This is a genomic window from Roseateles sp. GW821-FHT09G03, assembly GCF_059416045.1.
Genome location: NZ_JBWKOK010000005.1, coordinates 91,583 through 117,879, shown reverse-complemented (window position 1 = coordinate 117,879; position 26,297 = coordinate 91,583). Strand labels below are relative to the sequence as shown.

Below are 26,297 nucleotides of genomic sequence, written 5' to 3'. Positions count from 1 at the left end.
ACTTGCTCAGCGGCGACCTTGGAAGCGCCGGACGACGAACGCTTTTATGTCGTCGGGGAAAAACATAGGACCGCAGTCATTGTCGGAACAGTTGTTCGATCTGGATTTAATGGCCCAGCCGTGGACTCACGGTACGAGGCGCAACGAGCGACGAGACTTCCGCCGCCGAACTCGCCGGCTGTTTACGTGCTCCCGGAGTGGCAGGAGAAGGCCTGTCAGAAGATCGGCAAGGGCGTACAGCGATTTCGCTTCCAATATTCGTGCGACACGTTGCCATATCGAGGCAGGTGCTTGTCTCCTATCCAGATCGTCCGCCCTGACATCCGCCCTCAACCCTAAGCGGCTCTTCAGCTACAGGCGTTGTCCCATGGGGGGCTGGATCCGTTCACATCCAGTGCACGAATCACAGCTTGATCCGATCAGATGTGATCGTTGAGGTCAGCGCTGGCGCGCGTCAGGGTCCTGACGTGAGGCCGCATGAGTGCGGCGATCCCTCTGGCGGGTATCGCCCCTTCTACGGCCTCCAGCATGTCCAGAAGGCCGGTAAAGCCTTCGTCGGCGAGGTTGATTGCCCGTGCGATTTGGGCAACCGAAAGTTGTGATTCGGCCTTGGAGTTTTGGTCGGCCGTCCCTGACGTTCTTCTAAGCATGGATGTACTGCGTTCTTCTATCGAGATGGACAGCGACTGCCCGCGCCTGGACGGCGAGTCAGCGCTGCCGGTGTGCGCGCGAGGGGGGAGGGACCTCGCGCGCGTCAATTCTCGGAAGACAGCGCCTGACCTCCCGGTGGGTAAGGGCTTGTTTTGACGGTCATACCCCTTTCTGGGTGACCTCACTCGGCGAGGAACTGCAGGATGCGATCGCGGATCTGGTCTCGCTCCGTCTCCGTGAGACCGAGAAGGCGGCGCTGCGCATACTGGACCTCCGGCCCGCCTGGTCGAACGCGATCGCGCAGCCCGAACTGGTGGACCGAGGCAATGCGGGCCACGCGTCCGGCGAATCCGACGCTTGCCTCATCGGGTGATGCGTCGATGCGCAAATGCGTCGCCGTCCGGATCTTGGCGAACATCGCACCGCGGCGAATCTTCCCCCTGCGATCGCGCAGCGTGGCCTTGCGCGCCTCAAAGCGCGAGCCATCTGGGTTCAGCTGAGCCGCGATGCGCTGCTGCTGTTGGCGGCGGAGATCTCGCGCCAGGTCGCGCGCCAGGCGTCGGCGCGCCGAGGGGCTGATGTTGGCGAGCAGCGGCGCCAGCCAGTCGCCCAAGGCGCGAAGGTCCTCGCTCACGCCGGGTAGTCCCAGCTCGCGAGCGGCTCATCGCCGAGGAAGAACTCCCAGCGTTCGCCGACGGGCATGGCGCCGACATGCGCGGGCTCGCCGACGTGCCTGACGTCAAAGCTCGTCGTCCCCTCACGCGGCTTGACCAGCACGCGCTCGGTGAGGTCGACCTCGATGGAGAGATCCACTGTCTTGGCGTTGAGGAACTCCACCTCGAAGCGCAGCGCCTTCTCGCGCAGCTCGGCGTTCTCTGCGATCTCGGGCTGGTTGCTGCGCAGCCAGGCCAGCAGCGGCACCATGACCGCGTCCGCGTGCTCCGCATAGTCCAGCAGGACCAGGTTGAGCGTGTAGCGGTACTCGAAGGAAAGCTGGCCGGCGGCGGTACTCACCAGCTTGCCCTCCTTGACGAACAGGCTGAGCTTGTCGGGGTCGCGCTTGAGCGCCGGGACCGCCCTGGAGAGGTGATCGCGCAGGCTATTGGGTTTGAGCATGAACGATCCCCTCGCGCAGTGCGTTCAGGTGCTGGCGGACATCGTTGTAGCGGTCGATGCAGGCGTTGAGCTGGATGACGGCGGCGTTGCCGTCGGCGGCGATGGCTGCAAGATCTTCAGCAGCCGCTGGCGCAAGTTCGGCTCGCGCCTCGTGCCGATCTCCGGCGGCAGCGGCGGGATCTCCGGCCAGGCCGGCGCCACAAGCCGCACCGGCGGTGGCGACGATAGGGACTGACAGCCGGACAGCGCCAGCGCGCAGATCAGCCACCAGGCGGTCGTGTTGCTTCTTCTCATCGATCAGCGTCCGTTTCAGGGATTCGGTGGCGGCGGTGTAGCTGGCCTGCAGCTCGGCCTCGCTGCGGCGGTAGCGCGCGTCGGCGGCCTGCATGGCGGCGGTGTGCTGGGCGGACACCTGGCGCTCGCGCCGCTCGGCGCCGAGCTGCTCCTGCGCGCCGCCCAGGGCCCGCCCCTGCAGCGAGCCCATCCAGAAGGCCAGGAGCGCGGTCACGAGGAGCAGGGCCCCGTCGCAGAGGCGCTTCATTGGGCCGCCTTGCACTGCTGGTGCCGGCGCTGCTGGCGCGTCCACACGCCAGCGCAGATCCTGTTCCCGGGCGTCGCGCAGTCGAACCTCCAACGAATCGGCCGGCCGGCGGCGTCTCGCCGCGCGACCTCCCAGACGTCGTGCGGCGTCGCCGACGTCATAAACCGGTACTGCAGCAGCGCATCGCACGCTTGGTCGTAGCGCAGGGCGCGCAGGTTCTGCACGATCGGCGAGGCGCAGAGCGTGGGCATGCCGTATTGGTAGGCGAAGTCCAGATAGATGTCGAACTCGGCCTGGTGCAACGGCACGTCGACACAGCGGCGGAAGCCGGCCTCTGCCGTCTGCATGTAGGCCAGCGAGCGCTGCAAGGCCTCGACGGGCGTCGTGCGGTCGCCGAGCTTCACGGGCGAGCCGTCGAGCTGCCTGGTACTGCCGAAGCCGTTCGTCGGGACATCCCCCTTCACGGGCACCGTGGCGACCTCGACGTAGTTCTCGCTGACAGCCAGGTTGACCAGCGCCACGGCGCTGAGCGTGAGCGCCCCGATAGCGATGCGGGCGCGGCTCACGATTCCACCTCGACGGCGCGCGAGTTGCTCACAGGTCGGCCCGTGAGGCTGCGCATGCGGCGGCCCCATTCGGTTTCCTCGCGCCACCACTTGCGCAGCAAATAGGCGGCCTGCAGCACGCCCAGGATCAGCGCGATCCACTGCGCCAGGGTGAGCGAGGTGATGAGCGCCCAGGCGCTGGTCGGCGTCGCGACGATGGCCTGCACGGCGATGTCCTTGAACTCCTGCTTGATGGTCACGGTCAGGTCCAGAGCTGCACCATGGGGCGGGTGCTGGGTTGTGGAATGGGGAGGTCGACGAGCAGGCCGACTGGGAGCACCGGGCCGTGGTCGGCCAGGCCGGGGTTGAGAAGCAGGGTCTGGGCGACCACGCCCTCCGTGCGCCCAAGGTGGCGCCAGCACAGAGCGTCGACCGTGTCGCCCTGGAGCGTGCGCACACGCATCAGATCAACTCCACCGTCGTCTGGCGCCGTCCATGGATGGCCGAGATCGCCCAGCGGCGATCGCGCCGCAGGCCGTCGACGCGCAGCTCGAGCTTCTCGGCGGCCTTGTCGCCCGCGCCGGTGGTGTCGAAGTCCCGGTACAGCTCGATCAGGTCGGCCTGCACCGTCGCAAAGACGGCGCGCCGGTAGCGCTGCAGCTGCACGCTCTCGCCGTCCAGCGCGGGTGCCGGAACTTCGGCCAGGCCGATGTGGCCCGCGAAGACTTGCGCTTCCTTGAACCCGGCCAGCTCGGTGTTGACGCTGGCGATCGCACCCAGCGTCGCCTCGCGCAGCCGTTTGGACGTCACCGTGCCGTCGAACCGGCAAGCGGCGCGCAGATGCGCCAGGTCGACGTCGGGGAACCAGCCGTCGTTCTTCAGCGTGGGCTCGTCGACGGCGGCGGGTAGGGGAGGAGTACCGAGGAAGCTCATGTCCGGGGAGGTCGAATTAGGTCGGCGGTGGTCGGGCGTCACGCGTCGAGACCGAAGTCCTTGGCGATCAGCCCGAGCCGCCGGGGTTCCGGGGTCCGGAAGCGGTCAGGCGCTCAGCTCGCCGGCGGTTTTCAGCCGGCGCTCCAGGCGCTCAATGTCTTTCTTCACGCCGACCTGGTCGAACAGCTCCAGGGCACGGCGGCAGTGCTGCAGGGCGAGCTTGGCGGCGTCGACGGGGACGGTGCCCACGTCGACCTCGCTGGCGCCCGAGCGGCCCATGTACGCGTAGCCCAGGGCCTTGTGGACCTTGGCCCGCGCCTGGTCGGGCGTGTCGGCGTCGTGCGTGAGTTCGAGCACCGCCTGCATGTACTCGATGCACTCGGCCACGGGCAGCTTGCCGGCGAGTGCCGCGCCACCGATCTCGTCGAGCAGGACCGTCGGCAGGTTCCGGTCGTACTGGTCAGGCATGGACAGGCCATGCTCGACGGCGTAGCGCGCGACGTAGAGCGCGTCGCCGATCTGGCCGACGTCGATCAGCCAGACCAGGACCGTCATGAGCACCTGGTCCTGCGCGCCGCGGCCTTCCTCGACCGCCGCTTGAACCCAGTCCTTGTAGACGGGGAGGAAGGCGCGCTTGGCTTCGATCTTTCGCTCCAGCGACTGGATGCCCTTGAGCTGACGACGGTGCTCCACGAGCTGGGCCTGCATCAGCTCGTAGGCCTCGCCGACGACCTCGCCGCCGGCGGGCGACGAGGCCGAGGCCTGCGCGGCCAGCACGCGGGCACGGTGGGCCCGAGCAGGGCTCATGCGCGAATTCACGCGCCCACCTCCTCGAGCTGGATGTTCTCCAGCAGCGCCGCCAGGCCGTGGTCCTCGACCACGAAGGCGTCGTTGGAGGACTCGTAGTTCTCGATGCGATCGCGCTTCGGGTTGTCCTCCAGCCGGCGGCGGCGAGCACTTTCCTGCCAGTAGATCGACAGGTTGTCGAAGCGCGTGATCAGGATGGCGTTGGGCGGGAAGAAGGGCACCGTCGCCGCCGGCAGGCCGCCCACGCGCTTTTGCGACAGCACGACGTCCGCCGCCAGGATCTCGGTGGGCGCCTTGTCGCTGTTCACGATGGGGAACAGCTTGTCGTGCATCAGATCCCGCCCCAGGATGGCGACCACCCCCGGGTCTTCCTGGAACCACGGATCCAGCAGTTGCCGAGCGTCATAGACGGCGGCGTCCAGGTTCTTGTAGTCGGCCTGGGCGCCGCCGATCTTGATGGGCGCATCCTTGCCCATGACACGGGCCGGCGCGTCGACACGCATGTGTTCCAGCCAGCCGATGTTGACGTCCTGCAGCAGCGGATTGGCGACCGGGTCAGTGTCCGCCGCGACAGAGGTGCCGTTGAACCCGATCATGATCCGATCCAGCGCCTGGCGCTGCACGATCAGGTCGCGGATCATGTTCTGGAACTCCGGGAACTTGGCCCAGGCGTCCAGCTTGGCGTAGCCGACGTGCGTGTCGAAGTTGGTCTTCTCGCACTTGTAGCTGCGCGCGTCGATGCCCGTCAGGTCGCGCGTCTGGCGGTCCTTCTGGGTGGTGTTGGTGCGGCTTGCCACCGGGCCGGAGATGCCCAGGCCGAGCTTCTCGCCCTGCATCTCGGCCACGCCGATGATGTTGATGCGCTTGAGGAAGTCGGAGGTGTCCTGGATCTTCTTCTCCAGCGTCTGCTGGACGGACGGGGCCACCGCGAACGAGTGCGCCGCGCTGGCGACCGAGCTGAGGGCGGCGACGCGCGCCAGGTAGGAGTTAAAGGCGATGCGGGTGTCGTTGCGCATGAGGGTCCTAGGTGCGATTCGGGATGGGGCGGCTGATCAGCAGTCGGTCTGCGCGCCGGCGTTGGGGTTGCTGCCGGTGGCCGGCGGGCGCTGCGTGTAGCCCGGCGCCGGGGTCGTGTCGAACCTGTCGACGGTCGCTTTGACCTGGTCGAACTCGGCCTTGAGCGCCTTGAAGGCCTTCTCGGCGTCGTCGGCGCGGCGCTTCTGGCCGGCGAAGGCCTCTGCCTGGTCGGTGAGGTGCTCGCCGATCTGCTCCAGCGCGTCGACGACCTCGCCGAAGCGGGCGTCGTCGGTCTTGCCCTTGCTCGTGAACGTCTTGACCAGTTTGCGCAGCCGCTCGCCGAACTTTCTCGTGTCCTCGCTGGTGGATTCGTCCTCGAAGACCAGCTCGGTCTCCACGGCCTCAGTGAACAGCGCGTCCGGGTGCGACTTGCGGGCCGCGAACGGGCTCGCCTTCGGGTTCTGCTGCGCGAAGCTCAGCATGTCGGTGCCCAGGCTCGCCGGGTTGTCCGTGACCGCGACGCCGACCAGGTAGGCCTCGCCGGTGTCGGCGAACTTCGGATTGATCTCGATGCTGGTGAACAGTTTCTGACCCGCCTTGGTCAGCGTGACCAACTCGGGCAGCGGAGCGATCTCGGCGTACAGGCGCAGCTTGCCGTCTTCCTCGCGGGTCTCCGCCGACAGGATGTCGCCGTAGGCGCGGAATGCGCTGTCGGGGTGCACGCTGCGCAGGTGTTCCATGTTCACGCGCGCGGCGTAGGTCTTGGGGTTGTAGTTCTTCGCCGCCTGCACGAGCCACTCGCGCTGGATGGTGCGGCCGTCGGTCGTGGCGCCTTCGGTGGCGACGCGGAACTTGCGGGACTTGATGGTCATGATGGGCGTGACGGACAGGGCAGGTTGCTGGTGTCGTCATCGTCTTCGCTGGGGGCGGTGCTTTCAACGCGATACGGGTCTGTCGGCGACCGGTAACGCCGCCCAGCGGCCCCTATCCATCGCGTATGCGCGCGTGCGCCCATACCCTCGCTCCCCATGACTTCGCAAGCCGCCGAAGCCTCGCCGAGCACGCGCCAGAAGCCGCTCGAGGGCACCAATGCTGACAAGCGCCGCACCGCGCGCCACCTCTACTGGCAGGGGTGGCGCGTGTCGTCGATTGCCGAGTGGATCGAGGAGCCGAGGTCCACCGTGCAGGGCTGGAAGGACGCCGAGGCCTGGGACAAGGCGCAGCCCATCGAGCGTGTGGAAGGCGCGCTGGAGACGCGCTTGGTGCAGCTGATCGCGAAGGACCAGAAGACCGGCGGCGACTTCAAGGAAATCGACCTGCTGGGCCGCCAGGTCGAGCGCCTGGCGCGCGTGCGCAAGTACGAGAAGACGGGGAAGGAATCAGACCTCAACCCCAACATCGAGCGCCGCAACGAGGGGCCGAAGAAGAGGCCCGAGCGCAACCACTTCCACGAGGAGGCCGTCGAGAAGGTGCAGTCGGCCTTCAAAGACTCGCTCTTCGGCTACCAAAAGGTCTGGCTGCGCAACGGCCACCAGCGCACGCGCATGATCCTGAAGTCGCGCCAGATCGGCGCTACCTGGTACTTCGCGCGCGAGGCCTTGATGGACGCGATCGAGACCGGGCGCAACCAGGTCTTCCTGTCGGCGAGCAAAGCGCAGGCGCACATCTTCAAGCAGTACATCCTGCAGTTCGCCGCCGAGTCCTGCGGCGTCGAGCTGGCTGGCGATCCGATCGTTCTCTCCAACGGCGCGCACATCTACTTCCTGGGCACCAACGCGCGCACGGCCCAGGGCTATCACGGGAACTTCTACTTCGACGAGTTCTTCTGGACGCACCGCTTCGAGGAGCTGAACAAGGTCGCTTCGGGCATGGCGATGCACAAGCAGTGGCGCAAGACCTACTTCAGCACGCCCAGCTCGATCCAGCACGAGGCTTACCAGTACTGGAGCGGCGACAAGTTCAACAAGCGCCGCGCGAAGAACGAGCGCGTGCCCTTCGACCTCAGCCACGATCGCCTGGGCGGCGGTGGCTTCACGGGTGAGGACAAGGTCTGGCGCAACATCGTCAACATCATCGATGCCGCCAACAGCGGCTGCGACTTGTTCGACATCGATGAGCTGCGCCTCGAATACACGCCTGAGGAGTTCGAGAACCTGCTCATGTGCGGGTTCATCGACGACACCTATTCCGTGTTCCCGCTGTCCGAGTTGCAGCGATGCATGGTCGACAGCTGGGAGGCCTGGGACGACGTCAAGCCGTTCTCGCTGCGACCCTTCGGTCACCGGCCCGTTTGGGTCGGGTACGACCCCTCCCATACCGGCGACACCGCCGGTTGCGTTGTCGTGGCGCCGCCGGCCTCGCCTGGCGGGAAGTTCCGCGTCCTCGAGCGCCACCAGTTCAAGGGCATGGACTTCGAGGCCCAGGCTGAGTCGATCCGCAAGATCACCGAGCGCTTCAACGTGCAGCACATCGGGATCGATACGACGGGCCTGGGGCAGGGGGTCTATCAGATCGTGCAGAAGTTCTTCCCAGCGGTGAGGGCGATCAACTACTCGCTGGAGACGAAGACGCGCCTGGTGCTCAAGGCCAAGAGCGTGATCGCCAAGGGCCGGCTGGAGTTCGACGCGGGCTGGATCGACCTGGCGCATGCTTTCCTTGCCATCCGCCGTACCCTGACAGCGAGCGGTCGCAGCGTCACCTACGACGCGGGCCGCAGCGACGAGACGGGGCATGCAGACCTGGCCTGGGCCTGCATGCACGCATTGGACAACGAGCCCCTGGAGGGGTTCACGCTGCAGAGCCGCAGCATCATGGAGATCTCGTGATGGAAACGATTGAAGCGATCGCGCCTCAGGGCCGTCGTGAGCCTCGCGTCGAGGCGTTCACCTTTGGCGATCCGGTGCCGGTGATGGACCACCGGGATCTGCTCGACTACCTGGAGTGCGGCCTGATGGGCAAGTGGTACGAGCCGCCGGTGAGCTGGGAAGGGCTCGCCAAGAGCTTCCGCGCCAGCACGCACCACAGCAGCAGCATCTACTTCAAGCGCAACGTCCTGGTGTCGACGTTCAAGCCGCACAAGCTGCTGAGCGCAGAGACCTTCGGCGCGTTGGTGTTGGACTTCCTGATCTTCGGCAACGCCTACCTCGAGCGGCCGCGATCGCTCACGGGGCGAGGGCTCGAGTTGCGTCATGCGCTCGCGAAGTACGTGCGCCGCGGCGAGGACCTGAAGACCTACCATTTCGTGCGGCGCTGGGGCGACGAGCATGAGTTCCGGAAGGGCTCCGTGTTCCACATGCGCGAGGCCGACATCAACCAGGAGGTGTATGGCCTGCCTGAGTACCTCAGCTCGTTACAGGCGGCCTGGTTGAATGAGTCGGCGACGCTGTTCCGGCGGCGCTACTACAACAACGGCAGTCACGCCGGCTTCATCATGTACATCAGCGACCCGGCTCAGCAGCAAGAGGACATCGATGCGATCCGCCAAGCGCTGAAGGACAGCAAGGGGCCGGGCAACTTCCGCAACCTGTTTCTGTACTCGCCGAACGGCAAGAAGGATGGAGTGCAGCTCATACCCGTAAGTGAGGTAGCGGCGAAGGATGAGTTCTTTAACATCAAGAACGTGAGTCGCGACGATGTCCTCGCGGCTCACCGCATCCCTCCGCAACTGCTCGGCATCGTTCCGGGCAATACGGGCGGCTTCGGCGCGGTATTGCCTGCAGCAAAGGTGTTTGCGCGAAACGAGATTGCGCCGCTTCAGCAGCGATTCCGCGCCCTCAACGAGTGGCTTGGAGACCAAGTCGTCGATTTCGATGCCTATGCGATCGAACTGGGCGATGGCGACGTCGGTAGTGCATCGTGACGCAGACCTCAGCGGAAGTGCAGCCATCGCGACAAAGTGGCGCTCGTGCCTTAACTAATTATCTGTTTGAGACTCTTCAGGTCATTCAAAAATTCATCGCGCATTTGCGTCGTATAGATGCGTGCGATCTTGCCCTGATTTTGGCGGTCAACGATTTTTTTGAGATCGGAAAGTCGCTGCTTCCAGGTCATGCCATCGGTCACGAAGAGCAGCCATGTGTCGCGGCGCATGGCATCAATGATGGCATCGAGGTCGCCAATGATGTCTGTCATCTTTGACCCTGTGGCCCCGTAACCCTTGACTTCAATAACTATCCTAGGTCGAGTTCGATCGGGTACGCAGACGTCGCACTTCGCAGTCTTGTTATCTGCACCCGTGAATGTGCACCGAGTTTCATAGCCTTCGCCAAAAACTTCGCGCACCATTGCCTCGGTGAAATCCTCTAGGCCCCTGCCCCGTCGTTGGCCCGAGATAGCTGAACCACGCCCCGACCGTAGGCGCTCGACAAGGATGTCACTCCAGACGGGCTCGTGGTTGATTGACGCGGCCATTGCCTCTGGCAGCTTCAACTGTTCAAGCGCAGACAGGTAGGCCGCAGAGTCCGCCTTGTAGCGCGTAACGCCTATCCCACCGGCACCGAGGACGCGTTTGAGTTCTGCTTCCATGGTGTCTTTGGACAGGGCAAGGAAGAGTCGAGCGCACAGGATGCCTTCTTCAAAGTCTCCGGCAAGCAGCGCGGCCATCTCGCTGCGACCGTAGGTGGGCTGCTTGGGAAGGTCCGTCAGGCGCGCGATCGCTTTGGCGGCTGTTTCGTCCATCCAATCCACAGCGAGCGGACTTAGCCTGTCGACGATCTCGCCGAGCGATTGATCTTTTGCTTGCATTAGACGCCGACGATCAGATATTCCGTGACAGACGCGCGCTCCACCCCTGCATGCGTACCGAAATGATAGCGGTGAGGCTTCTCGAAAACTCGCACATTGCTTTTGTACTTGCGCATGAGTCCTTCCAACTGTTCTAAGTCTGGGAAGCCATTTGAACTGTATGAAAGAGCAATCTTGCTGCCTTTGAACTTCGCAAACATGCGGTCAAACGCTTCCACCGCAGTACGTCGGTAGCTGAATGGTGTGTACCGTTTTGCAATTTTGCGGACTTTGGTTGTCGTGTCGATTGGCAGACCTTGCCAATAACAAGAAAGGCCTTCGAGGAAGTGGTATCGCTTGATGTAGCAGTTGTCGTCCGAACGAGGCACGTACGGCGGATCCAGGTAGACGAGATCTACCTTGCGGCGGGGAAGATCAAAAATATCGGAACGAATCGCTTGGTTCTTCCTCCCGTTGTCGAAGACAGCTGCGTTGTAGACCTCAATTTGCTCCAAGAAATGCTCTTCGAGGGAAAGCTGTAAATCGCGCCGACCGTCGTCATATCGGGAGAGGTCACCGGAAATAGTAAACACCCCGCGTGGCTGACGCTTTGAGCAGGAGCGGAACAAGGCAGCAAAAGCGAGGGCTTGCTGATGCGGGTCTTGGAGCTGGCGAATATTGCCCGAAACGCGGTCGAGGAAGCGCAGATCCTCAAGCGTGTAGAACACTCCGTTGAATGTTCGCTCCACAAAATCGTGTGCTGGCGGGGTGCGGTCAAGAAGCTTCTTAATTGCCTTCCCGTCGAGATGCACGATGTTGTTCTCAACAGTCGCGCGGGCGACCGTGCTAGTGAAGTTCAAAAAGTCAGAAGCGATGACGCGCCGGCCCATCGACTTCAAGAGATAGGAGACGCTGCCTGTTCCGGAGAAGGGGTCCAGTGCACTCGTGAAGTCGAACTGATCGAGCGTTTCGAATATCCATGGCAGCAGACGCCGCTTCGACCCCATGTAACGAAGTTCAGGATATTTCGATGCACTAGCTGGCATCGCTTCGAGCGGCGCCGTGGGCCGCCGAATGGGAACGACTGGGGCGACGGTCTGTTGAACATTCGCTGTACGTGGCATCTGACGGAGTTCCTCGCGGAGTGTGCGCACTCGGTGCTTGAGTGCCGTCTCGAATTCTCGCATCCAATCGCTGCACGTTGCCTCCTGGCGGTCGCGCATAGCACGCGATCAGCAACCGATCGGCAACGCCAGCAAACACGGCTCGCATGTGCCCACGGGAGCTTTTGGCTTCCGTTGCTCGCCATGGGAACGCGACCGCCCTGCTGATCGTGCACGCTCTAGCAACTGCTCGCAACCGATTGGCAACCGCTTAGCAACCTGGCATCGGAACGCAAGATCAGCTTGCCGCAAAGCGTGGCGGCTCAGCGAGGACACCCGCAGGGTGCAGCTGCGCGGGTCCGACGGCAGCAGCGTGCGTCGCAGCGATAAAGCGCGCAGGCGCTTCGTCGGCGATGAGGCTTGCTGACCCCCGGGCGAATCCACGTTTGTCGCTCGGCGGCCCGATGCGGGCATCGGAAGAGGGGCGGCGAGGCGTGGGGCGGTGCCCCAGGGCCGTTGCAGCCGATGCAGACCGGCGGCGCGCGCTCGGGACCCCGCCCCGCCCGCGCGCTAAATAGGTCGACTTCGACGACTCTGCCGAGAGGGCGTAGCGCCCGGCGCGGCGCGGCCTTGACGGCGCAAATGCGCGGCGCCAGCGTGACGAGATCTGCCGGGCTTCTAAGGACGGTACCGCCCGCGACTGCCGCCTGCGATGGTCTGCCCAACGCTGCAGGATCCGCATGTGGCGGGGCCTTTCCGGGAGGCAACTCGGGAAGTGCCTAATCTTCCTAACTACCCCTGAAAAACGCAGCTAAGCCGTTGTCCCTTTTGAATTTCTCTGATTAGGCTATGGACCTAATCAGACCTAACCTCAAACCTAATTTTTTCGTAAGTTGTTGTTTTGAAAGGGATAGTCGTTGTGAAAAAGTTAGGATCGATCTTCCTAATCTGATTAGGTTGAGGTTAGAAAAAGATTAGGGTTGATGACTGTCGCTAAGCGCATGATTCGCAAAGGAATTTCGGCATTCCGACAGGCGTGATTAGGAAGATTAGGGAGTTCCCGAGGCCGTTCCGATTTTGGATTGGTGGCTTCCGCAGGCCGTCGGCGGCCTCTACAGTGGCCTCATGGACGCCGAGAATTTTTGGGCTGATGTGGAGGTTGACGAGACAGAGCAGGGCACCTTTGTGCCGGTGCTCGTGATGGGTGTGGGCGAGGATCCGGACCAGATCACTCGGGTGCCGCTCGCCGGTCAATGCGAGCTGCCGGAGCTGGCCAGGAGTGCAGCTGTCGACGCAATCGCAGCGATGGAGCTTGAGGCAGACCCGGGTGGCGACTGCAGCGCTCCGTTTGAGGAGCGCTGACAGATGTGCAACCTGTACCACATGGCCCCGAAGAACGCATTCGAGGTCTATGTTCGCCGCCATCTAGGCAAGCTGTGGTTGCCGGAGCGGCTACCCGAAAAGCCGTTCGTTGGCCCGTTCGATCCTGGCCTCTTCCTGAGATCGGACGGCGAGAACGGGATGATCGGTGAGATCGGCCAGTGGGCGCTGATCCGGCCTGGTGCGCCTGCGCGCAAAGACATGATGCAGCCTAAGCCCGTACCGGAAAAGAAACCGCCGGCGCCGCGGCCTCGCAGCACGAACAACGCGAGGTCAGAGACCGTCGCGACGTCGCAGACCTTCCGTGCTGCATGGAACGAGGGCAGGCGCTGCTTGATCCCCGCAACGTGGTACCAGGAACCGAACTGGGAGACCGGCAAAAACGTGTGGTGGCAACTGAAGCGCGCCGACGGGCTGCCTTGGATGCTGGCCGGCATCTGGAACCACTGGACAGACCCGTCCACCGGCGAGATTGTCCCAAACTACACGGTGCTGACCTGCAACTGCGACACCCATCCGATGCTCGCGCGACTGCACAAGCCCGATCCGAAGCTGGCCGACGACAAGCAGGACAAGCGGGCCGTCGTGCACGTCGAGCCGGAGGACTGGGGAGCGTGGTTGTTTGGGCCGATCGACAACGCCGGCGAGTTGATTCGCACCCAGCCGACTGAGTTCTTCGACCAGGTCGACGCGATCAGGACGGATGCGCTGCTGACCACTCTGCTGTGACAGCAGTGGGCATTGCCTCGATGGTGACGAACTCGTCGGCCAACGCCTCGTCGAGGTCGTCGCCGGCGAGGCGCAGCATGAGTGCGGGAAACGCGAGGTGGACAGCGTCCAGCGCGGCCAGCTCGGCGTTGCGCCACTGCACGGCCGCAGCGTGGGCCGGTGCAGTTATTCCGAAGTCCCGCCCGCCTGCAACGAAGTAGGCGTCGACCACTCCTGCCGCGCCGCCGAGGCGCTCTTCAAGCACCCGTCGGATCACGCATTCCGCGCCATCATGGTCGCGCTCTAGCACTACGACCTGGTGCATCGCGATGGAATAGGTCATGGCGTCTTGCCGCTGGATTGGAGAGGCGCCCGCTGCATTTGCGGTCCGCTGCATTCGCGCGGGTCGACGGGCGGCGGCGGCGCTTCGGGCACGCCCGTCACGCCCCACATGGTGAGCGGTATCCCAGTGAGCTGCCCCATGGCGAGTGAGCTGTCGATCTCCTCACACACTTCTGCTGGTAGCTCGCGGAGAGCCCAGGTCTGTCGGAGCGACACCTCAGTCCCGTCGATCGTCTCGCGCTCGATGCCCGTGACCGACCAGAAGGCACCGCTGCACTGTCACCAACATTGGAAGGACGGTGGAAAAAGCCAGATCGGTAGCAACACTCTGTTGCAAAGCAAAGAATTTCGCTTCACTAGGCAGAGCCGCTGGCGCGCAACTGAGCGTGCGCGTGACCAAACGGCTTCGATCTGTTAAGGGAGGACTATGTCAAATTACACAGTGACAATCGAATACTGCAATAGCGTTGAGAAGGCAGATGTGTCGATTGAAAAAGAGACGCTGAATATCAAATATGGCCCGAATGGGCTGGGTAAGAGCTCGATCGCGCGAGCAATTTCGTACGCGGTCAATGACGTGGATTCGTTGAAAACATTGAAGCCATTCAAATACCGCAAAGATCCCACTCAATTCAATCCGAAGGTGACGGGACTGGAGGGGGTGCAGTCTGTGATGATATTTGATGAAGCCTATGTTTCGCAATTTGTATTTCAAAAAGATGAAGTTCTCAAAAATAGTTTTGACATTTTCATTCGTAATGAGGCGTTTGTCATTGCGATGGCTGAGATGGAAACCTTGTTCTCTGATATCAAAGCCTCATTTAACAATGATAGTGATATTGAGGGTGCGATTGGCGATCTCAAAGAGCTACGTGACGCCTTCGGTTTGACCAAGGCGGGTGCAATAGCCAAAACTAGCAAGGGCTTTAAAGCTTTTGGCTCGGGAAATAAAATTGAAAACATCCCTGATGGTTTGGCCGCCTACGGGGATTTCATAAAAAGCGATCAGCCAGCGACATGGATTTCTTGGCAGACTAAGGGTAATGCATTCTCGGAGCTTTCGCACAATTGTCCATATTGCTCGTCCGATCTGCAGCAAAGTGACAAGAAAGACGTTGCACGATTGGTGGCTAAAGAATATGACCCGAAGGTGATAGAGCATTTGAGTGGCCTCCAGGTAATCATCAAGAGACTTGGAAAGTATTTTGAATCTGCATGCAGAGTTGGTTTGGATGCTATTACACGATCCAAGGTCGAACTTTCTCCGGAAGGTGAGAATTTTCTCGCTGGCCTCCGGGGGACCGTAGAAACCTTGTTGTTGAAACTAGAAGGATTACGCTCGATTTCGTTCTACGCCTTGAGAGATGTCGAAAAGATTGAAGACTCACTTGACTCGCTCCGAATTGACTTGACATTTTTGCCCCAGTTGAATTCAACGGACACTCAAGCACTTGTCGAGCCGATTAATACACGCCTAAAAGATTTGTCTAAAAAGGTTGGTGATCTAAAAGGGCGTGTCAATAAACATAAGGCGCAAATTCAGAAGTCAATTGTAGAGAACCAGAAAGGAATTAACGAATTTCTGATGTCGGCCGGTTATAGGTACTTGGTATCTATTCAAGCCGAGGGTGATGCTTACAAGATGAAGCTTTCTCATCGCGATGCTGACGATCACCTTGAGGCGGCAGCAAAGCACTTGAGTTATGGCGAAAGAAACGCTTTTGCGCTCGTTTTATTCATGTATCAAGTTCTTAAAGAAAAGCCTGATCTCGCCGTGCTTGATGACCCAGTTTCAAGTTTTGACAAGACCAAGAAATTCGCCATTCTGAACGAGCTTTTTCGTGGAAAGGCTTGTCTTCGAGATTCGACGGTTTTGTTGTTGACGCACGATATGGAGCCGGCGATTGACGTCCTTCGAGGCGTGAAGGGTAAATTTCAACAGCCTAAGCCAAAGGCACATTTTCTAAGCTCACGTGGCGGCGTTATTTCGGAGCTGGAGATCTTGGAGCAAGATATTCAAACTTTTGCACAGGTATGCTCTTCCAATGTGGCTAGTGTGACAGACGAAATTATCAAATGTATCTACCTTCGTCGCCACTTTGAGATCGTCAACGATTTAGGTGTTGAGTACAATTATCTTGCAAGTCTGCTGCATGCTCGAAAAGATCCGGCTTACAAGGAGGGAACCTTAATGACCCCGGCAGAAATTACGGAGGCGGAGAATTCTGTTATGCAGTGGATTCCTGGATTCTCTTATGCAAATGTGCTCGCATTGATTGATGACAAGGTGGGCCTGCGTCAAAGATTTGCTTCAGCTTCTATTGGCTACGATAAGCTGCAGTTGTTCCGCATATTTAGAGAGCGGCATATCGGTGTAAGCGGAGATCAGGATGACGTTCTGAGGAAGTTTGTTAATGAGACATTCCACATTGAAAATGAATATGTAATGCAAATAAATCCGCACAGATTTGATGGCATACCTGAATACATTATTCACGAGTGTGAGCGGATTATTGCTGCCCATTGATTGTTAATGCTCGTCTGCTGCGTGCCCGTGCGGGGTTAAGCGGTTCCAGGGCTTCGGTAGTGCCTTTCGCACCGATGCGCATCGAGCGGCGCGGCGTCCGGGACGCCTGCGGGTTCAATTCCCGCCATCCGGTCGCTACCCAAAAGCTACGGCGTCCCCAGCGTTGTCGAATGGGGTTAGCCCGTGGGTAAGCCGTCGCGAGGATGTCGCGGAGTGCGATAGCGTTGCGGGAAACAACTTGGGGGGAATGATGGCCGACGCAAATCAATGGGCCACCGTCGCCGCCGGTGTTCTTGGCACCGCGATCGGCGCGTCCGCCGGCCTGGTCGGCGGTTGGCTCACGGACATGCGTGCTCGCAAGACCGATCGGAAGCGGGCGACGTCGGCGCTAGCGGCAGAGGTTCATGGACTGCTCACCATCATCCGCGTGCGCCGCTACCGTAGCGACGTGGCTCGGGTCGTCGAAGCGTTCGCGTCCGGCGAGTTGACGGGGCCCTTTCGCTTTGAGGTTTCAGTCCCCTCGCATTACTCGCGCGTGTACCAGGCGCACATCGAAAAACTGGGCGCTCTGCACGTCGAGCATGCGTCAGATCTGATCGAGTTTCACCAGCTTTTGGATTCGATCGTCCAAGATGTTTCGCCAGGTGGGCTCGTGGCAAAGGAGGGCGGTGGGAGAGAAGCGTTCGAGCAACTGCTCGAGCTGTTCGACGCCGCCATTCAGGCGGGAGGGCGCTTTGTCGAACGCGCCAGCAAGATCTAACACCACTTCTCTCCGTCAAGGCAGTGGGCCGTCTGGGGCCATGGATGGGGCCATGCTGGTGCCGGTTTGCCATTCATGCTCGATCACATCGAAGCAAGCGTGGCAGTTCGAGGTGATGATCGATACCGTGTGATCGGTACGATTCCACCGCTGAGTTGAGTATTGACCCTTGCTTAAGGTACGCGACGTCACTGTTGTGAGTGCCGGGCCCAGGCTCACAATGAATGCAATGAATAAGACGCGCTCCTGTTCCTACCTCCGGTTTGTTCCCCCAAAGGTGGGAATGGTTTTCACCAATGAATCGATTGGTGAGTGTGCTTAGTCTGAGCGCTCCATAACTGGGAGTTAGCATGCGCCAGACGCTGAAAAAGTGCACGCCTTTGATACTGGGTGTTGTGGCGGCCGCTGCCATTGCAAAGGTTTGGGGGCCGTTTTTCATGAGCCAATATCAACCTGATATTCGCTCGTACGAAGACGATAAGAATGGCGAATTCGTTGCGGCATCGAATATTGCGAGATTCTTCTTGAACATTGATGTCAGCGCGATCAAGAGGGGCGATCATGTTCGGATCGTTTACGCGGATGGAACTGTCTATGATTTCGAGACGTCGCAGCGGTGCTCTGCGACGGCGACCGTATCGTGCCCTATCCAGAAGGCAACGCAACGGCCTTCGGAGACCTCGCCAGCTCCTCGGTCGCAGCTTCAACTTGAGGAAGAGAAGAGAATGGCGCGAGATACGTGTATTCAGCAGGCATATACGTATACGTTTAAAACCGGCTACTGGCAGGTTACATATCCCGATTCGGGTGATTGGGGTACCGTGATCACGGATGCCCGCTGGGTTAGCACGGGCGATGATATCGTGCAATCGTGGGGCAAGCAGGTCTGCAAGTGACATGAGTACACGCCTAGCGTTCATTGGGATAGCCGTAACCGCAGCAATTCTCGGCATCTATCTCTTTTTCGCACGTGCCGATAAGCCGCCGCAAGAAGTTGTTCAGGCTAAGGTGACCGCTGAAGCGTCGCCGCTAGGCGTACCTTCCAAAATTCCAACATCAACGCGAAGCGCTGGTATTGGCTCTGAAGCGGTGCTTGATAAAAGTCCCAAAGAACTCTGGAGCTCATCAAACGATCTATTTGAGTTGTATCGGCTAGGAGTTAATTCTAAGGACCCAAAGCTGCAGTACATGGCGCGTGAGGCTCTGAATATTTGTCTGCCGTTTGCAATGAAAGTGCCATTTTCCGACGCGGCAAATAGAAGAGACAGCGGAGCGAATGCTGCAGAGCTCCTACGAGTCAGGGCAGCCCTCGAAAAGGGATGTCGTGCATTCATGTCTTTGCCGGCAAGTGACTTGGTTCGCCAGCGCACAGAGGTTAATCTGGCTGTTCAGAATGCGGCGTTTCCTGTTAATCCGGCTCGTGCCGAACTGAGCCGCAACCCGAGTGAGCCAGAGGTGCGCGAAGCACGAAAAGCTTTATCGACGGCGCTAAACCAGCTCGGATCTGATGGTCTGCTATGGCTCGGTCCGGCCCTTGGTGGGTGGATAGAGCACGTCGAAGCGTCTAGCCCTGGCGAACTTTCTCCCGAGCTCCGGGACGTGAGGCACATCGACGCGGCTGTCCTGCTGAGTCAATGTCTCCTGGGTTATGAATGTGGGCCCGCTTCGACTCCATATTTATTCATTTGCTCGTCCAGCGGTATATGCCCAGGCTCACTTGAGGCATACGCGCTTAATGGTCTGGGGCCGGAGCAAACGGAAGCGGTGCGACGCCAGGCACAGCTCATCGCCAAAAGCATCGCCGGGAAGGACTTCTCCGCGTTTGGCCTGTGAGCTCGCGAGCGAGTGGCCTAGAGCACTGTGCCGTTCGCACCAAATTCGCACCGATAAGCGCTGAGGGACGCTCTGCGCTGGCTGAACGCGGGTTCAATTCCCGCCGGCTCCACCATTTTCCTGAAAGGGCCCGGACGTTTCGTCCGGGCCCTTTTCATTTTGGAGTGACGAGGCGGCGGCAGTCGGTCGCCGTAGTCGCTGAATTGGGTGCCGCACCAGGTTGTGCTGGGCAGCCGGAGCAGGCTTATGGCGCCTGAACCTAGCGCGCCGCCCGCTTCCCCGACCGCGCCTTCAACTTCGGCGCCGGCAGCCCCAACTGCGGCAGTTTCCTCCGCGAGCTCAGCACTTCCTCGATGTCTTCGTTCGCGCCGTCGATCAACTCGATGATCGCGCGCTCCGCCTTCTGCGGCGAACGCGCGATCACCGCGTCGAGCACCGCGCGATGCAGCGGTAGCGATGACGCCGGCCCGTCCTGGCGCGCGTTCGAGATTTCGAAGCTCGTGCGCAGCAACGCCGCCAGCGCCTTGTTCATCTGCGCGACCAGGCGGTTGTGGCAGGCACGCAGCAGGCCCTGGTGAAAGCGCAGGTCGTGGGTGACGTAGTCGCCGCCTTCCTCGACCGAGTGCTTCATGCCGGCGTACGCCGCCTCGATCTCGGCGATGTCTTCCGCGGTGGCGCGCTCAGCGGCGAGGCGCACCGCGACCGGCTCGACGAGGCGGCGCAACTCCTGCAGGTCACGCAGGAACTCCCGCGACAGGCCGGCGCGCGATTGCCAGGCCACGACGTCGGGATCGAACCAGTTCCATTGGTCTTCGTTCAGCACGCGCGTGCCGACCTTCGGGCCGGTGACGAGCAGGCCCTTGGCGATCAGCGACTTGACCGCCTCGCGGATCACGGTCCGGCTCACGCCGAGTTCTTCGCACAGGAGCGGTTCGGGCGGCAGCGTGCTGCCGACGGGATAGCGGCCGGTGACGATCGCTTCGCCGAGCAGATCGACGGTGCCGCCATGTACGTTCTTGATCATCGCGAGTGTGTGTCCAGAGCTTGGCGGTCACGCCGCCGTCGCGATCGGCAGGTCCTTGGTCAGCAGCTTCGCGACGCCCTGGGTGGCAGTGTAGACCACGGTGCCGGGCCGGCCCTTGCCGTCCATTCAGCTCAGGCGGATGCCGCTGGCCGAGTCGAAGACGTGCGCCTTCCCCGCATCGATGGCCAGGTGAATCGTGTCGTCCGGCCGCGCGGCGGGGCGGCCATGGATCACGGCGACGACCTGCGCGTCGCCGACCTGCAGCAGCAGCTCGGTCTCGGCCCCGGTGGGCTCGACGACGAGGACCTTCGCCGCAATGCCCGAGCCCGCGGGCGCGAGATGGATGTCGCCAGGGCGGATGCCGTAGTGCACGGCCTGGCCGTCGCTGCCGCCGACCTGCCGAGGCACCGGCCACCGCGTGCCGGCCGCCTCGACCTCGGTGGCGTCACCGCTGCCGCCCAGCCTGCCGGGGATCACGTTCATCGCGGGCGAGCCGATGAACTGCGCGACGAACAGGTTGTCGGGCCGGTCGTACAGATCGAGCGGCGTGCCGATCTGCTCGATGACGCCGTCGTGCATCACCACGATGCGGTCGGCCATCGTCATGGCCTCCGTCTGGTCGTGCGTGACGTAGACGGTGGTGGTCTTGAGCCGCTGGTGCAGCGCCTTGATCTCGGCGCGCATCGCGACGCGCAGCTTGGCGTCGAGGTTGGACAAGGGCTCGTCGAACAGGAACACCTTCGGGTCGCGCACGATCGCGCGACCCATCGCGACGCGCTGGCGCTGGCCGCCGGAGAGCTCGCGCGGATGGCGGTCGAGCAGGGTGTCGAGGTTGAGGATCTTCGCCGCCCGGGCGACCCGCTCCTGGGTGAGTGCCGCATCGGCCTTGCGCAGCTTCAGGCTGAACGCCATGTTCTCGCCGACCGTCATGTGCGGGTAGAGCGCGTAGCTCTGGAACACCATCGCGATGTCCCGGTCCTTGGACTCGAGTTCGTTGACGACCCTGCCGTCGATCGTGATCTCGCCGCCGGTGATGTCTTCCAGACCCGCGAGCATGCGCAGCAGCGTCGACTTGCCGCAGCCCGACGGGCCGATCAGCACGACGAACTCGCCCTCGGCGATGTCGAAGCTCACCCCATGCAGCACGCTGACCTTGTTGCCGTAGGTCTTCTCGACCCCGCGAAATCCCACCGTGGCCATGGCTCGTCCTTCCGTTGCGCTCGTGTCGGTCGGGCTTCAGCTCTTCACGGCGCCGGCCGTCAGGCCGCCCACCATGTAGCGCTTGAAGGTGTAGTAGATCGCCGCCGGCGGCAGCGCGTAGATCAGGCCGGTGGCCATCAGCAGCTCCCACGGCGAATCGTCGGCGGCGAGGAAGTTGCCGAGCGTGACCGCCAGCGTCACGCTGTCGTCCCTGGACAGCAGCAGGAAGGCGTAGAGGTATTCGTTCCACGCCAGCAGCAGCGCATACGTGCCGACCGCCACCAGCGACGGCACCATCAGCGGCAGGTAGACCAGGCGGAACAGCTGCAGCGGCGAGGCGCCGTCCATGCGCGCGGCTTCATCCAGCTCGAGGGGCAGCTTGTCGGACGCCTGCTTGAGCACCCAGATGCAGTAGGGCGAGGCAATGGTCACCATCGCGAGGATCAGCGCCCATTGGCTGTTCATCAGCCCGTAGCTGCCCATGGTCTTGTACATCGGCACCGCGAGGAACGCGGCCGGGATGAAGTAGGTGAACAGGGCGAGGTTCATCACCGTCCGCCCGCCACGCACCTTGAGCCGGCTGATCGCGAACGCCGCCGAGGTGGCGATGAACAGCGTGATCGCCGCGACCGCGACGGCGATCAGCACCGAGTTGCCGAGCTGCCGCCAGAAGTGGTCGAGGTAGAAGTGCTTCTGGCCGAACACGTTCTCGAAGTTCTTCAGCGTCGGGTGATCGGGCCACAGCTTGCCGGTCGTGGCCTGGTCCTTGGGCGAGATCGCGAACAGCACCAGGTGGTAGACCGGCACGAGGGTCCACAGCAGCAGTGGGATGCCGATCAGCAGCAGCTTCGCCTCGGTCGCGACGGTCTTCCAGCGCATGGTCTTGCCGCTCATTTCGACAACCTCTTCATCATGATGCAGACGAGCGGCAGCACCAGGGGCAGTGCGACGACGATCGAGGCCATCGACAGTTCGACCTGGTCCAGCCTCAGGTAACGGATGCCCAGCGTGGCCAGCACATGCGTCAGGTCGGCCGGGCCGCCGCCGGTCAGCAGGTAGACGCTGTTGAAGTCGCCCAGCGTCCAGATCATCGACAGGATCAGCGAGGTCACGTAGAGCGTGCGCATTGACGGCCAGGTGATGAAGCGGAACTTCTGCCAGCGCGTCGCGCCGTCGACCGATGCGGCCTCGTACTGTTCCGACGGGATGGCCAGCCGCCCGGCGATCAGGATCATGGTCCAGAACGGCAGCGACTTCCAGACATGCATGAGCATCGAGAAGCCGAGCGCGAGCGGCGGGTGGTTCAGCCAGTTCGGGCCGTCCAGACCCGTGAGCCTGAAGATCAGCGTGTTGATCACGCCCCACTCGGGGTTGAGCATGAATCGCACCGACAGGATGGTCGGGATCGACGGCAGCGCCCACGGCAGGATGAAGACCAGCGACAGGATCCTGATCCACCAGCGCTCGGTCACGAAGAAGCCCGAGAGCACCAGCGCGATCACCATCTTGATGTTGATCGCCACGATCAGGAACACCAGCGTGTTGAACACGCTGCGCAGGAAGACCGGGTCCTCGACGAGCTGCCCGTAGCTGGAGGGATGACGTGCCAGCCACAACCCGTAGCCGACCGGGTACAGCACGAAGACCACGAAGACGAGCAGGTAGGGCAGCACGAGCAGGCGGCCCCAGAACTGCCAGCGGTCGCGTGCCCGCCCCGGGTCGGCGCCCCCGCCGGACAGGAGCGGGGCGCTCATCGCGTGTCCGCCACCACGGCGCCTGGCGCCGCGACCGTCTTGATGCGCGCGATCATCTCGTCGACGGCCTTGTCGACCGGCACTTTCTCGTTGAGGACGCGGTTCATCGCCTTGGCCCAGACGTTCTCGTTGTTCAGCACGGTGAACCTGTAGTTCTTCGTGAACTCGAAGGTGACCGTGCCGGCCATGAACTGGTTGTAGACCGATTGACGGTGCGCGTCGGCCTTCCAGAAGGCGCTCTGCTGCGCCGTCCTGGTCACCGGGAACCACCGGCCCAGCGCACCTTCGACGTAAGGCGTCAGGTTCGCGTCCTCGAGCAGGAACGAGACGAACGCCTTGGCCGCCGCCTTGTTCTTCGCTTCCTTGAACACCACGCCGGTCTTCACCGCCGCGCGGTAGATCATCTTCGAGCCGTCGGGTTTGGACGGGAAGCCCGCGGTGCGGATCCGCTGTGTGTAGTTCTTCTTCGCGGTGGCGCGCTGCTCCTCGCTGAGCGTGGCGTTGTTCATGTCGTCCAGCCACTTCGCGGCGATCGAGATGGTCGCGTTGTGCGTCATCACCGTCGTCCTGTTGTGGAAGGCCACGTTGTTGTCCGGATCCTTCCAGTTCGTGCTCGACGGCGGCGAGCAACCCTTGCTGTAGACCTGCGTGTAGTCGGTCAAGGCGCCGATCAACCCCTGGCGCACGGCGGGATCGTCGACCAGCAGCCTGCCGCTGTCGTTGACCAGCTTGACGTTGTAGGCATCCATGAAGGTCAGGAACGAGTAGAACGAGTCGCTCGAATCCACGCCGAGCGGCATGCCGATGCCGAACGCGCGCGAACCGGTCCTGGCGCGATACGCGGGCTGGACCTTGTCGCACCAGAAGCTCCAGTAGTCCTTCCAGGCGGTCGGGATGTCCGACTCCTTGAAGCCCGCATCGGCAAGCATGTCGACCCAGTACTCGATGTGCATCGTCTGCTGCTTGATCGGGAACGCGTAGTAGGCGCGCTTCTTCTCCTTGTCGTTGTACAGGAAGGTGGTCTCGACGGTGTTCGGCGCGAAGCGCGCGCGGATCGGGTCGATCACGCTGCCGATGTCCTCGAGCTTGCCCTCGAACGCCCACTTCGCCGTGACCTGGTAGTCGTAGAGGTCGGCATAGGCCACGTCGGGCGGGTTGCCGGCGTCGAGCGCGGACACGGTCTTGGGAATCATGTCCTGGACCGGGTACTGCGAGAGCTCGACCTTGATGCCTTTGTGCTTCTCTTCGAACTTCCTGATCGCGGCGAGGAGTGCGTCGTCTTCCGCCTTGTAGAAACCCTTGATCCACCAGACGGTGAGCTTCTCTTGGGCCATCAGCGGGGCGGCGCCCATCAGGGCCGCGCCGGCGGCGGCGCCGACGATCCAGGTCTTCAGCTTCATGCCGATGTCTCCTTCAAAAGGTCGGAAGAAAAATTCTTATGATGTGATCGTATGATGTTTGTGCGAATAGCGCAACGGCGATTCCACCTGTCTTCCGGTTAATGGTCATACCATAGGATGTAGAGATCAATCCGGCCACCGACACGGGGAAGCGAGCGAGTCATGACCCAAGCGCGAGACAGCAAACCCAGGAAGAAGCCCGAGGCCCTGCGCAGCCAGCAATGGTTCGGGCGACAGGACCGCGACGGATTCGTCTTCCGCAGCTGGCTCAAGGGCACGGGCGTGCCGCACGACCAGTTCGACGGCCGGCCCGTGATCGGCATCTGCAACACCTTCAGCGAACTCACGCCCTGCAACTCGCACTTCCGCACGCTGGCCGAGCAGGTCAAGATCGGCGTGTACGAGGCGGGCGGCCTGCCGCTCGAGTTCCCGGTGATGTCGCTCGGCGAGACGCTGCTGCGACCGACCGCGATGCTCTACCGCAACCTGGCGTCGATGGATGTCGAAGAGAGCATCCGCGGCAACCCGGTCGACGGCGTGGTGCTGCTGATGGGCTGCGACAAGACGACACCCTCGCTGGTGATGGGCGCGGCCAGCGTCGACCTGCCGACCATCGGCGTCAGCGGCGGCCCGATGCTCAACGGCAGGTGGCGCGGCCAGGAAATCGGCTCGGGCACCGGCGTGTGGCGCATGAGCGAGCAGGTGCGAGCCGGCACGCTCAAGCTCGCCGATTTCTTCGACGCCGAGAGCTGCATGCACCGCAGCCACGGGCACTGCACGACGATGGGCACGGCGAGCACGATGGCCTGCATGGTCGAGGCGCTGGGCCTCGGCCTGCCGGGCAATGCGGCGTACCCGGCCGTCGACGGCCGGCGCAACCTGCTGGCGCGCAACGCCGGGCGGCGCATCGTGCAGATGGTGCACGACGACCAGGTGCTGTCGACCCTGCTCACGCGCGAGGCCTTCGAGAACGCGATCAGGACACTCGCCGCGATCGGCGGTTCGACCAACGCGGTGATCCACCTGATCGCGATCGCCAGGCGCATCGGCGTGGCGCTGGACCTCGAGGACTTCGACCGCCTCGCGAGCGACCTGCCGTGTCTCGTGAACCTCCAGCCGTCGGGCCGCTTCCTGATGGAAGACTTCTGCTACGCGGGCGGTCTTCCGGTCGTCATGAAGGAGATCGCGCCGCACCTGCACCTGGGCGCGATGACCGCGAGCGGCCTGAACCTCGGCGAGAACATCGCCGATGCGGAGAACTACAACGCCGAGGTGATACGGCCGCTGGCCACGCCGTTCATGGCAAAGGCCGGCATCGCCGTGCTGCGCGGCAACCTCGCGCCGCGCGGCGCGGTGATCAAGCCGAGCGCGGCCACGCCCGCGTTGATGGTGCACCAGGGCCGCGCGGTGGTGTTCGAGGACATCGAGGACTTCCACAGGCGCATCGACGACGAGGCGCTCGACATCGACGAGACCTGCGTGATGGTGCTGAAGAACTGCGGCCCCAAGGGCTATCCCGGCATGGCCGAGGTCGGGAACATGCCCTTGCCGCCCAAGCTGCTGCGGCGGGGCATCACCGACATGGTCCGGATCAGCGACGCGCGCATGAGCGGCACGGCCTACGGCACGGTCGTGCTGCACACCGCGCCGGAGGCCGCGGCGGGCGGACCGCTGGCGGTCGTGCGCGACGGCGACATCGTCGAGCTGAACGTGCCGGAGCGGCGCCTGCAGCTGCACATCAGCGATGCGGAGCTGGCGACGCGTCTGGCCGGATGGCAGGCGCCGCCGCCGCCGCTCGCCAGCGGCTACTGGCGCCTGTATGTGGACCACGTGCTGCAGGCGGACCAGGGCGTGGACCTGGATTTCCTCGTCGGCTGGCGAGGGGCCTTCGTGCCGAGGGACAACCACTGAAGCGGTGGACCGCGGTCGACCGG

At 62.5% G+C, this 26,297-nt stretch carries 27 protein-coding genes; 9 read left to right on the top strand and 18 right to left on the bottom strand.

Annotation, left to right across the window (positions count from 1 at the left end; genetic code table 11):
- Positions 1-832: 832 nt before the first annotated feature.
- The 10 genes from AC07OZ_RS19095 to AC07OZ_RS19050 form a co-directional block, all read right to left on the bottom strand.
- On the bottom strand, positions 833-1,285 hold the full coding sequence (locus tag AC07OZ_RS19095) for a phage virion morphogenesis protein (RefSeq protein WP_495468668.1): 453 nt from the start codon (positions 1,283-1,285) through the stop codon (positions 833-835).
- Positions 1,282-1,767 (bottom strand): phage tail protein, encoded by a 486-nt coding sequence (locus tag AC07OZ_RS19090; protein ID WP_495468667.1) that lies wholly within the window; start codon positions 1,765-1,767, stop codon positions 1,282-1,284. The genes AC07OZ_RS19095 and AC07OZ_RS19090 overlap by 4 nt, the downstream gene beginning before the upstream one ends.
- Positions 1,751-2,308, bottom strand: coding sequence for a lysis system i-spanin subunit Rz (locus AC07OZ_RS19085; protein ID WP_495468666.1), 558 nt, complete (start codon positions 2,306-2,308; stop codon positions 1,751-1,753). Before AC07OZ_RS19085 ends, AC07OZ_RS19090 begins: the two co-directional genes overlap by 17 nt.
- On the bottom strand, positions 2,305-2,874 hold the full coding sequence (locus AC07OZ_RS19080; RefSeq protein WP_495468665.1) for a glycoside hydrolase family protein: 570 nt from the start codon (positions 2,872-2,874) through the stop codon (positions 2,305-2,307). Before AC07OZ_RS19080 ends, AC07OZ_RS19085 begins: the two co-directional genes overlap by 4 nt.
- The gene (locus tag AC07OZ_RS19075) at positions 2,871-3,113 is read right to left on the bottom strand and encodes a hypothetical protein (protein ID WP_495468664.1); all 243 of its coding nucleotides are present in this window, start codon (positions 3,111-3,113) and stop codon (positions 2,871-2,873) included. The genes AC07OZ_RS19080 and AC07OZ_RS19075 overlap by 4 nt, the downstream gene beginning before the upstream one ends.
- A 2-nt stretch (positions 3,114-3,115) precedes the next feature.
- On the bottom strand, positions 3,116-3,316 hold the full coding sequence (locus tag AC07OZ_RS19070; RefSeq protein ID WP_377153693.1) for a tail protein X: 201 nt from the start codon (positions 3,314-3,316) through the stop codon (positions 3,116-3,118).
- A complete protein-coding gene (locus AC07OZ_RS19065; RefSeq protein ID WP_495468663.1) occupies positions 3,316-3,786 on the bottom strand; it encodes a head completion/stabilization protein in 471 nt (156 codons plus the stop codon). Before AC07OZ_RS19065 ends, AC07OZ_RS19070 begins: the two co-directional genes overlap by 1 nt.
- A gap of 105 nt (positions 3,787-3,891) precedes the next feature.
- Positions 3,892-4,593 carry a phage terminase small subunit gene (gpM, locus tag AC07OZ_RS19060; protein ID WP_495468662.1) on the bottom strand — a complete coding sequence of 234 codons (702 nt, stop codon included), beginning with the start codon at positions 4,591-4,593 and terminating at the stop codon, positions 3,892-3,894.
- 8 nt (positions 4,594-4,601) lie between these two features.
- Positions 4,602-5,609 carry a phage major capsid protein, P2 family gene (locus tag AC07OZ_RS19055; protein WP_495468661.1) on the bottom strand — a complete coding sequence of 336 codons (1,008 nt, stop codon included), beginning with the start codon at positions 5,607-5,609 and terminating at the stop codon, positions 4,602-4,604.
- Between the two features lie 36 nt (positions 5,610-5,645).
- Complete coding sequence (locus tag AC07OZ_RS19050) at positions 5,646-6,482, bottom strand: GPO family capsid scaffolding protein (RefSeq protein ID WP_495468660.1); 837 nt, start codon at positions 6,480-6,482, stop codon at positions 5,646-5,648.
- A 156-nt stretch (positions 6,483-6,638) separates the two neighbouring features.
- On the opposite strand from AC07OZ_RS19050, the gene AC07OZ_RS19045 reads away from it, so the two are divergent.
- Both AC07OZ_RS19045 and AC07OZ_RS19040 read left to right on the top strand, forming a co-directional pair.
- Positions 6,639-8,435: a terminase ATPase subunit family protein gene (locus tag AC07OZ_RS19045; RefSeq protein ID WP_495468659.1), complete on the top strand. Its 1,797-nt coding sequence runs from the start codon at positions 6,639-6,641 to the stop codon at positions 8,433-8,435.
- Complete coding sequence (locus tag AC07OZ_RS19040; RefSeq protein ID WP_495468658.1) at positions 8,435-9,469, top strand: phage portal protein; 1,035 nt, start codon at positions 8,435-8,437, stop codon at positions 9,467-9,469. Before AC07OZ_RS19045 ends, AC07OZ_RS19040 begins: the two co-directional genes overlap by 1 nt.
- A gap of 50 nt (positions 9,470-9,519) precedes the next feature.
- Here AC07OZ_RS19040 and AC07OZ_RS19035 read toward each other — a convergent pair whose 3' ends face one another.
- Together AC07OZ_RS19035 and AC07OZ_RS19030 are read right to left on the bottom strand one after the other, a co-directional pair.
- The gene (locus AC07OZ_RS19035; RefSeq protein ID WP_495468657.1) at positions 9,520-10,353 is read right to left on the bottom strand and encodes a DpnII family type II restriction endonuclease; all 834 of its coding nucleotides are present in this window, start codon (positions 10,351-10,353) and stop codon (positions 9,520-9,522) included.
- Positions 10,353-11,555 (bottom strand): DNA adenine methylase, encoded by a 1,203-nt coding sequence (locus AC07OZ_RS19030; protein ID WP_495468656.1) that lies wholly within the window; start codon positions 11,553-11,555, stop codon positions 10,353-10,355. Before AC07OZ_RS19030 ends, AC07OZ_RS19035 begins: the two co-directional genes overlap by 1 nt.
- 1,005 nt (positions 11,556-12,560) lie before the next feature.
- Between AC07OZ_RS19030 and AC07OZ_RS19025 the strand changes: the two genes are divergently transcribed.
- Both AC07OZ_RS19025 and AC07OZ_RS19020 read left to right on the top strand, forming a co-directional pair.
- Positions 12,561-12,797, top strand: coding sequence for a hypothetical protein (locus tag AC07OZ_RS19025; protein WP_495468655.1), 237 nt, complete (start codon positions 12,561-12,563; stop codon positions 12,795-12,797).
- Between the two features lie 3 nt (positions 12,798-12,800).
- Positions 12,801-13,544 (top strand): SOS response-associated peptidase family protein, encoded by a 744-nt coding sequence (locus AC07OZ_RS19020; protein WP_495468654.1) that lies wholly within the window; start codon positions 12,801-12,803, stop codon positions 13,542-13,544.
- Here the strand turns inward: AC07OZ_RS19020 and AC07OZ_RS19015 are convergent.
- Positions 13,510-13,866, bottom strand: a complete 357-nt coding sequence (locus AC07OZ_RS19015; protein ID WP_495468653.1) for a hypothetical protein — start codon at positions 13,864-13,866, stop codon at positions 13,510-13,512. The genes AC07OZ_RS19020 and AC07OZ_RS19015 overlap by 35 nt on opposite strands.
- A gap of 441 nt (positions 13,867-14,307) precedes the next feature.
- Here AC07OZ_RS19015 and AC07OZ_RS19010 point away from each other — a divergent pair, with 441 nt between their 5' ends.
- The 4 genes from AC07OZ_RS19010 (at position 14,308) to AC07OZ_RS18995 (ending at position 18,985) form a co-directional block, all read left to right on the top strand.
- A complete protein-coding gene (locus AC07OZ_RS19010) occupies positions 14,308-16,392 on the top strand; it encodes an AAA family ATPase (RefSeq protein ID WP_495468652.1) in 2,085 nt (694 codons plus the stop codon).
- 247 nt (positions 16,393-16,639) lie between these two features.
- The gene (locus AC07OZ_RS19005) at positions 16,640-17,152 is read left to right on the top strand and encodes a hypothetical protein (protein ID WP_495468651.1); all 513 of its coding nucleotides are present in this window, start codon (positions 16,640-16,642) and stop codon (positions 17,150-17,152) included.
- A gap of 350 nt (positions 17,153-17,502) precedes the next feature.
- Positions 17,503-18,048, top strand: a complete 546-nt coding sequence (locus AC07OZ_RS19000) for a hypothetical protein (protein ID WP_495468650.1) — start codon at positions 17,503-17,505, stop codon at positions 18,046-18,048.
- Between the two features lies 1 nt (position 18,049).
- A complete protein-coding gene (locus AC07OZ_RS18995; protein WP_495468649.1) occupies positions 18,050-18,985 on the top strand; it encodes a hypothetical protein in 936 nt (311 codons plus the stop codon).
- A gap of 259 nt (positions 18,986-19,244) precedes the next feature.
- Here AC07OZ_RS18995 and AC07OZ_RS18990 read toward each other — a convergent pair whose 3' ends face one another.
- The 5 genes from AC07OZ_RS18990 to AC07OZ_RS18970 all read right to left on the bottom strand — a co-directional run bounded on the left by AC07OZ_RS18990 (position 19,245) and on the right by AC07OZ_RS18970 (position 24,363).
- Positions 19,245-20,009, bottom strand: a complete 765-nt coding sequence (locus AC07OZ_RS18990; RefSeq protein ID WP_495468648.1) for a FadR/GntR family transcriptional regulator — start codon at positions 20,007-20,009, stop codon at positions 19,245-19,247.
- A 126-nt stretch (positions 20,010-20,135) separates the two neighbouring features.
- Positions 20,136-21,209, bottom strand: coding sequence for an ABC transporter ATP-binding protein (locus AC07OZ_RS18985; RefSeq protein WP_495468647.1), 1,074 nt, complete (start codon positions 21,207-21,209; stop codon positions 20,136-20,138).
- Positions 21,210-21,245: 36 nt separating this feature from the next.
- Positions 21,246-22,103, bottom strand: a complete 858-nt coding sequence (locus tag AC07OZ_RS18980) for a carbohydrate ABC transporter permease (RefSeq protein ID WP_495468646.1) — start codon at positions 22,101-22,103, stop codon at positions 21,246-21,248.
- On the bottom strand, positions 22,100-22,963 hold the full coding sequence (locus AC07OZ_RS18975; protein WP_495468645.1) for a carbohydrate ABC transporter permease: 864 nt from the start codon (positions 22,961-22,963) through the stop codon (positions 22,100-22,102). The genes AC07OZ_RS18980 and AC07OZ_RS18975 overlap by 4 nt, the downstream gene beginning before the upstream one ends.
- Positions 22,960-24,363: an ABC transporter substrate-binding protein gene (locus AC07OZ_RS18970; RefSeq protein WP_495468644.1), complete on the bottom strand. Its 1,404-nt coding sequence runs from the start codon at positions 24,361-24,363 to the stop codon at positions 22,960-22,962. Before AC07OZ_RS18970 ends, AC07OZ_RS18975 begins: the two co-directional genes overlap by 4 nt.
- 162 nt (positions 24,364-24,525) lie before the next feature.
- On the opposite strand from AC07OZ_RS18970, the gene AC07OZ_RS18965 reads away from it, so the two are divergent.
- Positions 24,526-26,274 carry an IlvD/Edd family dehydratase gene (locus tag AC07OZ_RS18965; protein WP_495468643.1) on the top strand — a complete coding sequence of 583 codons (1,749 nt, stop codon included), beginning with the start codon at positions 24,526-24,528 and terminating at the stop codon, positions 26,272-26,274.
- Positions 26,275-26,297: the final 23 nt, after the last annotated feature.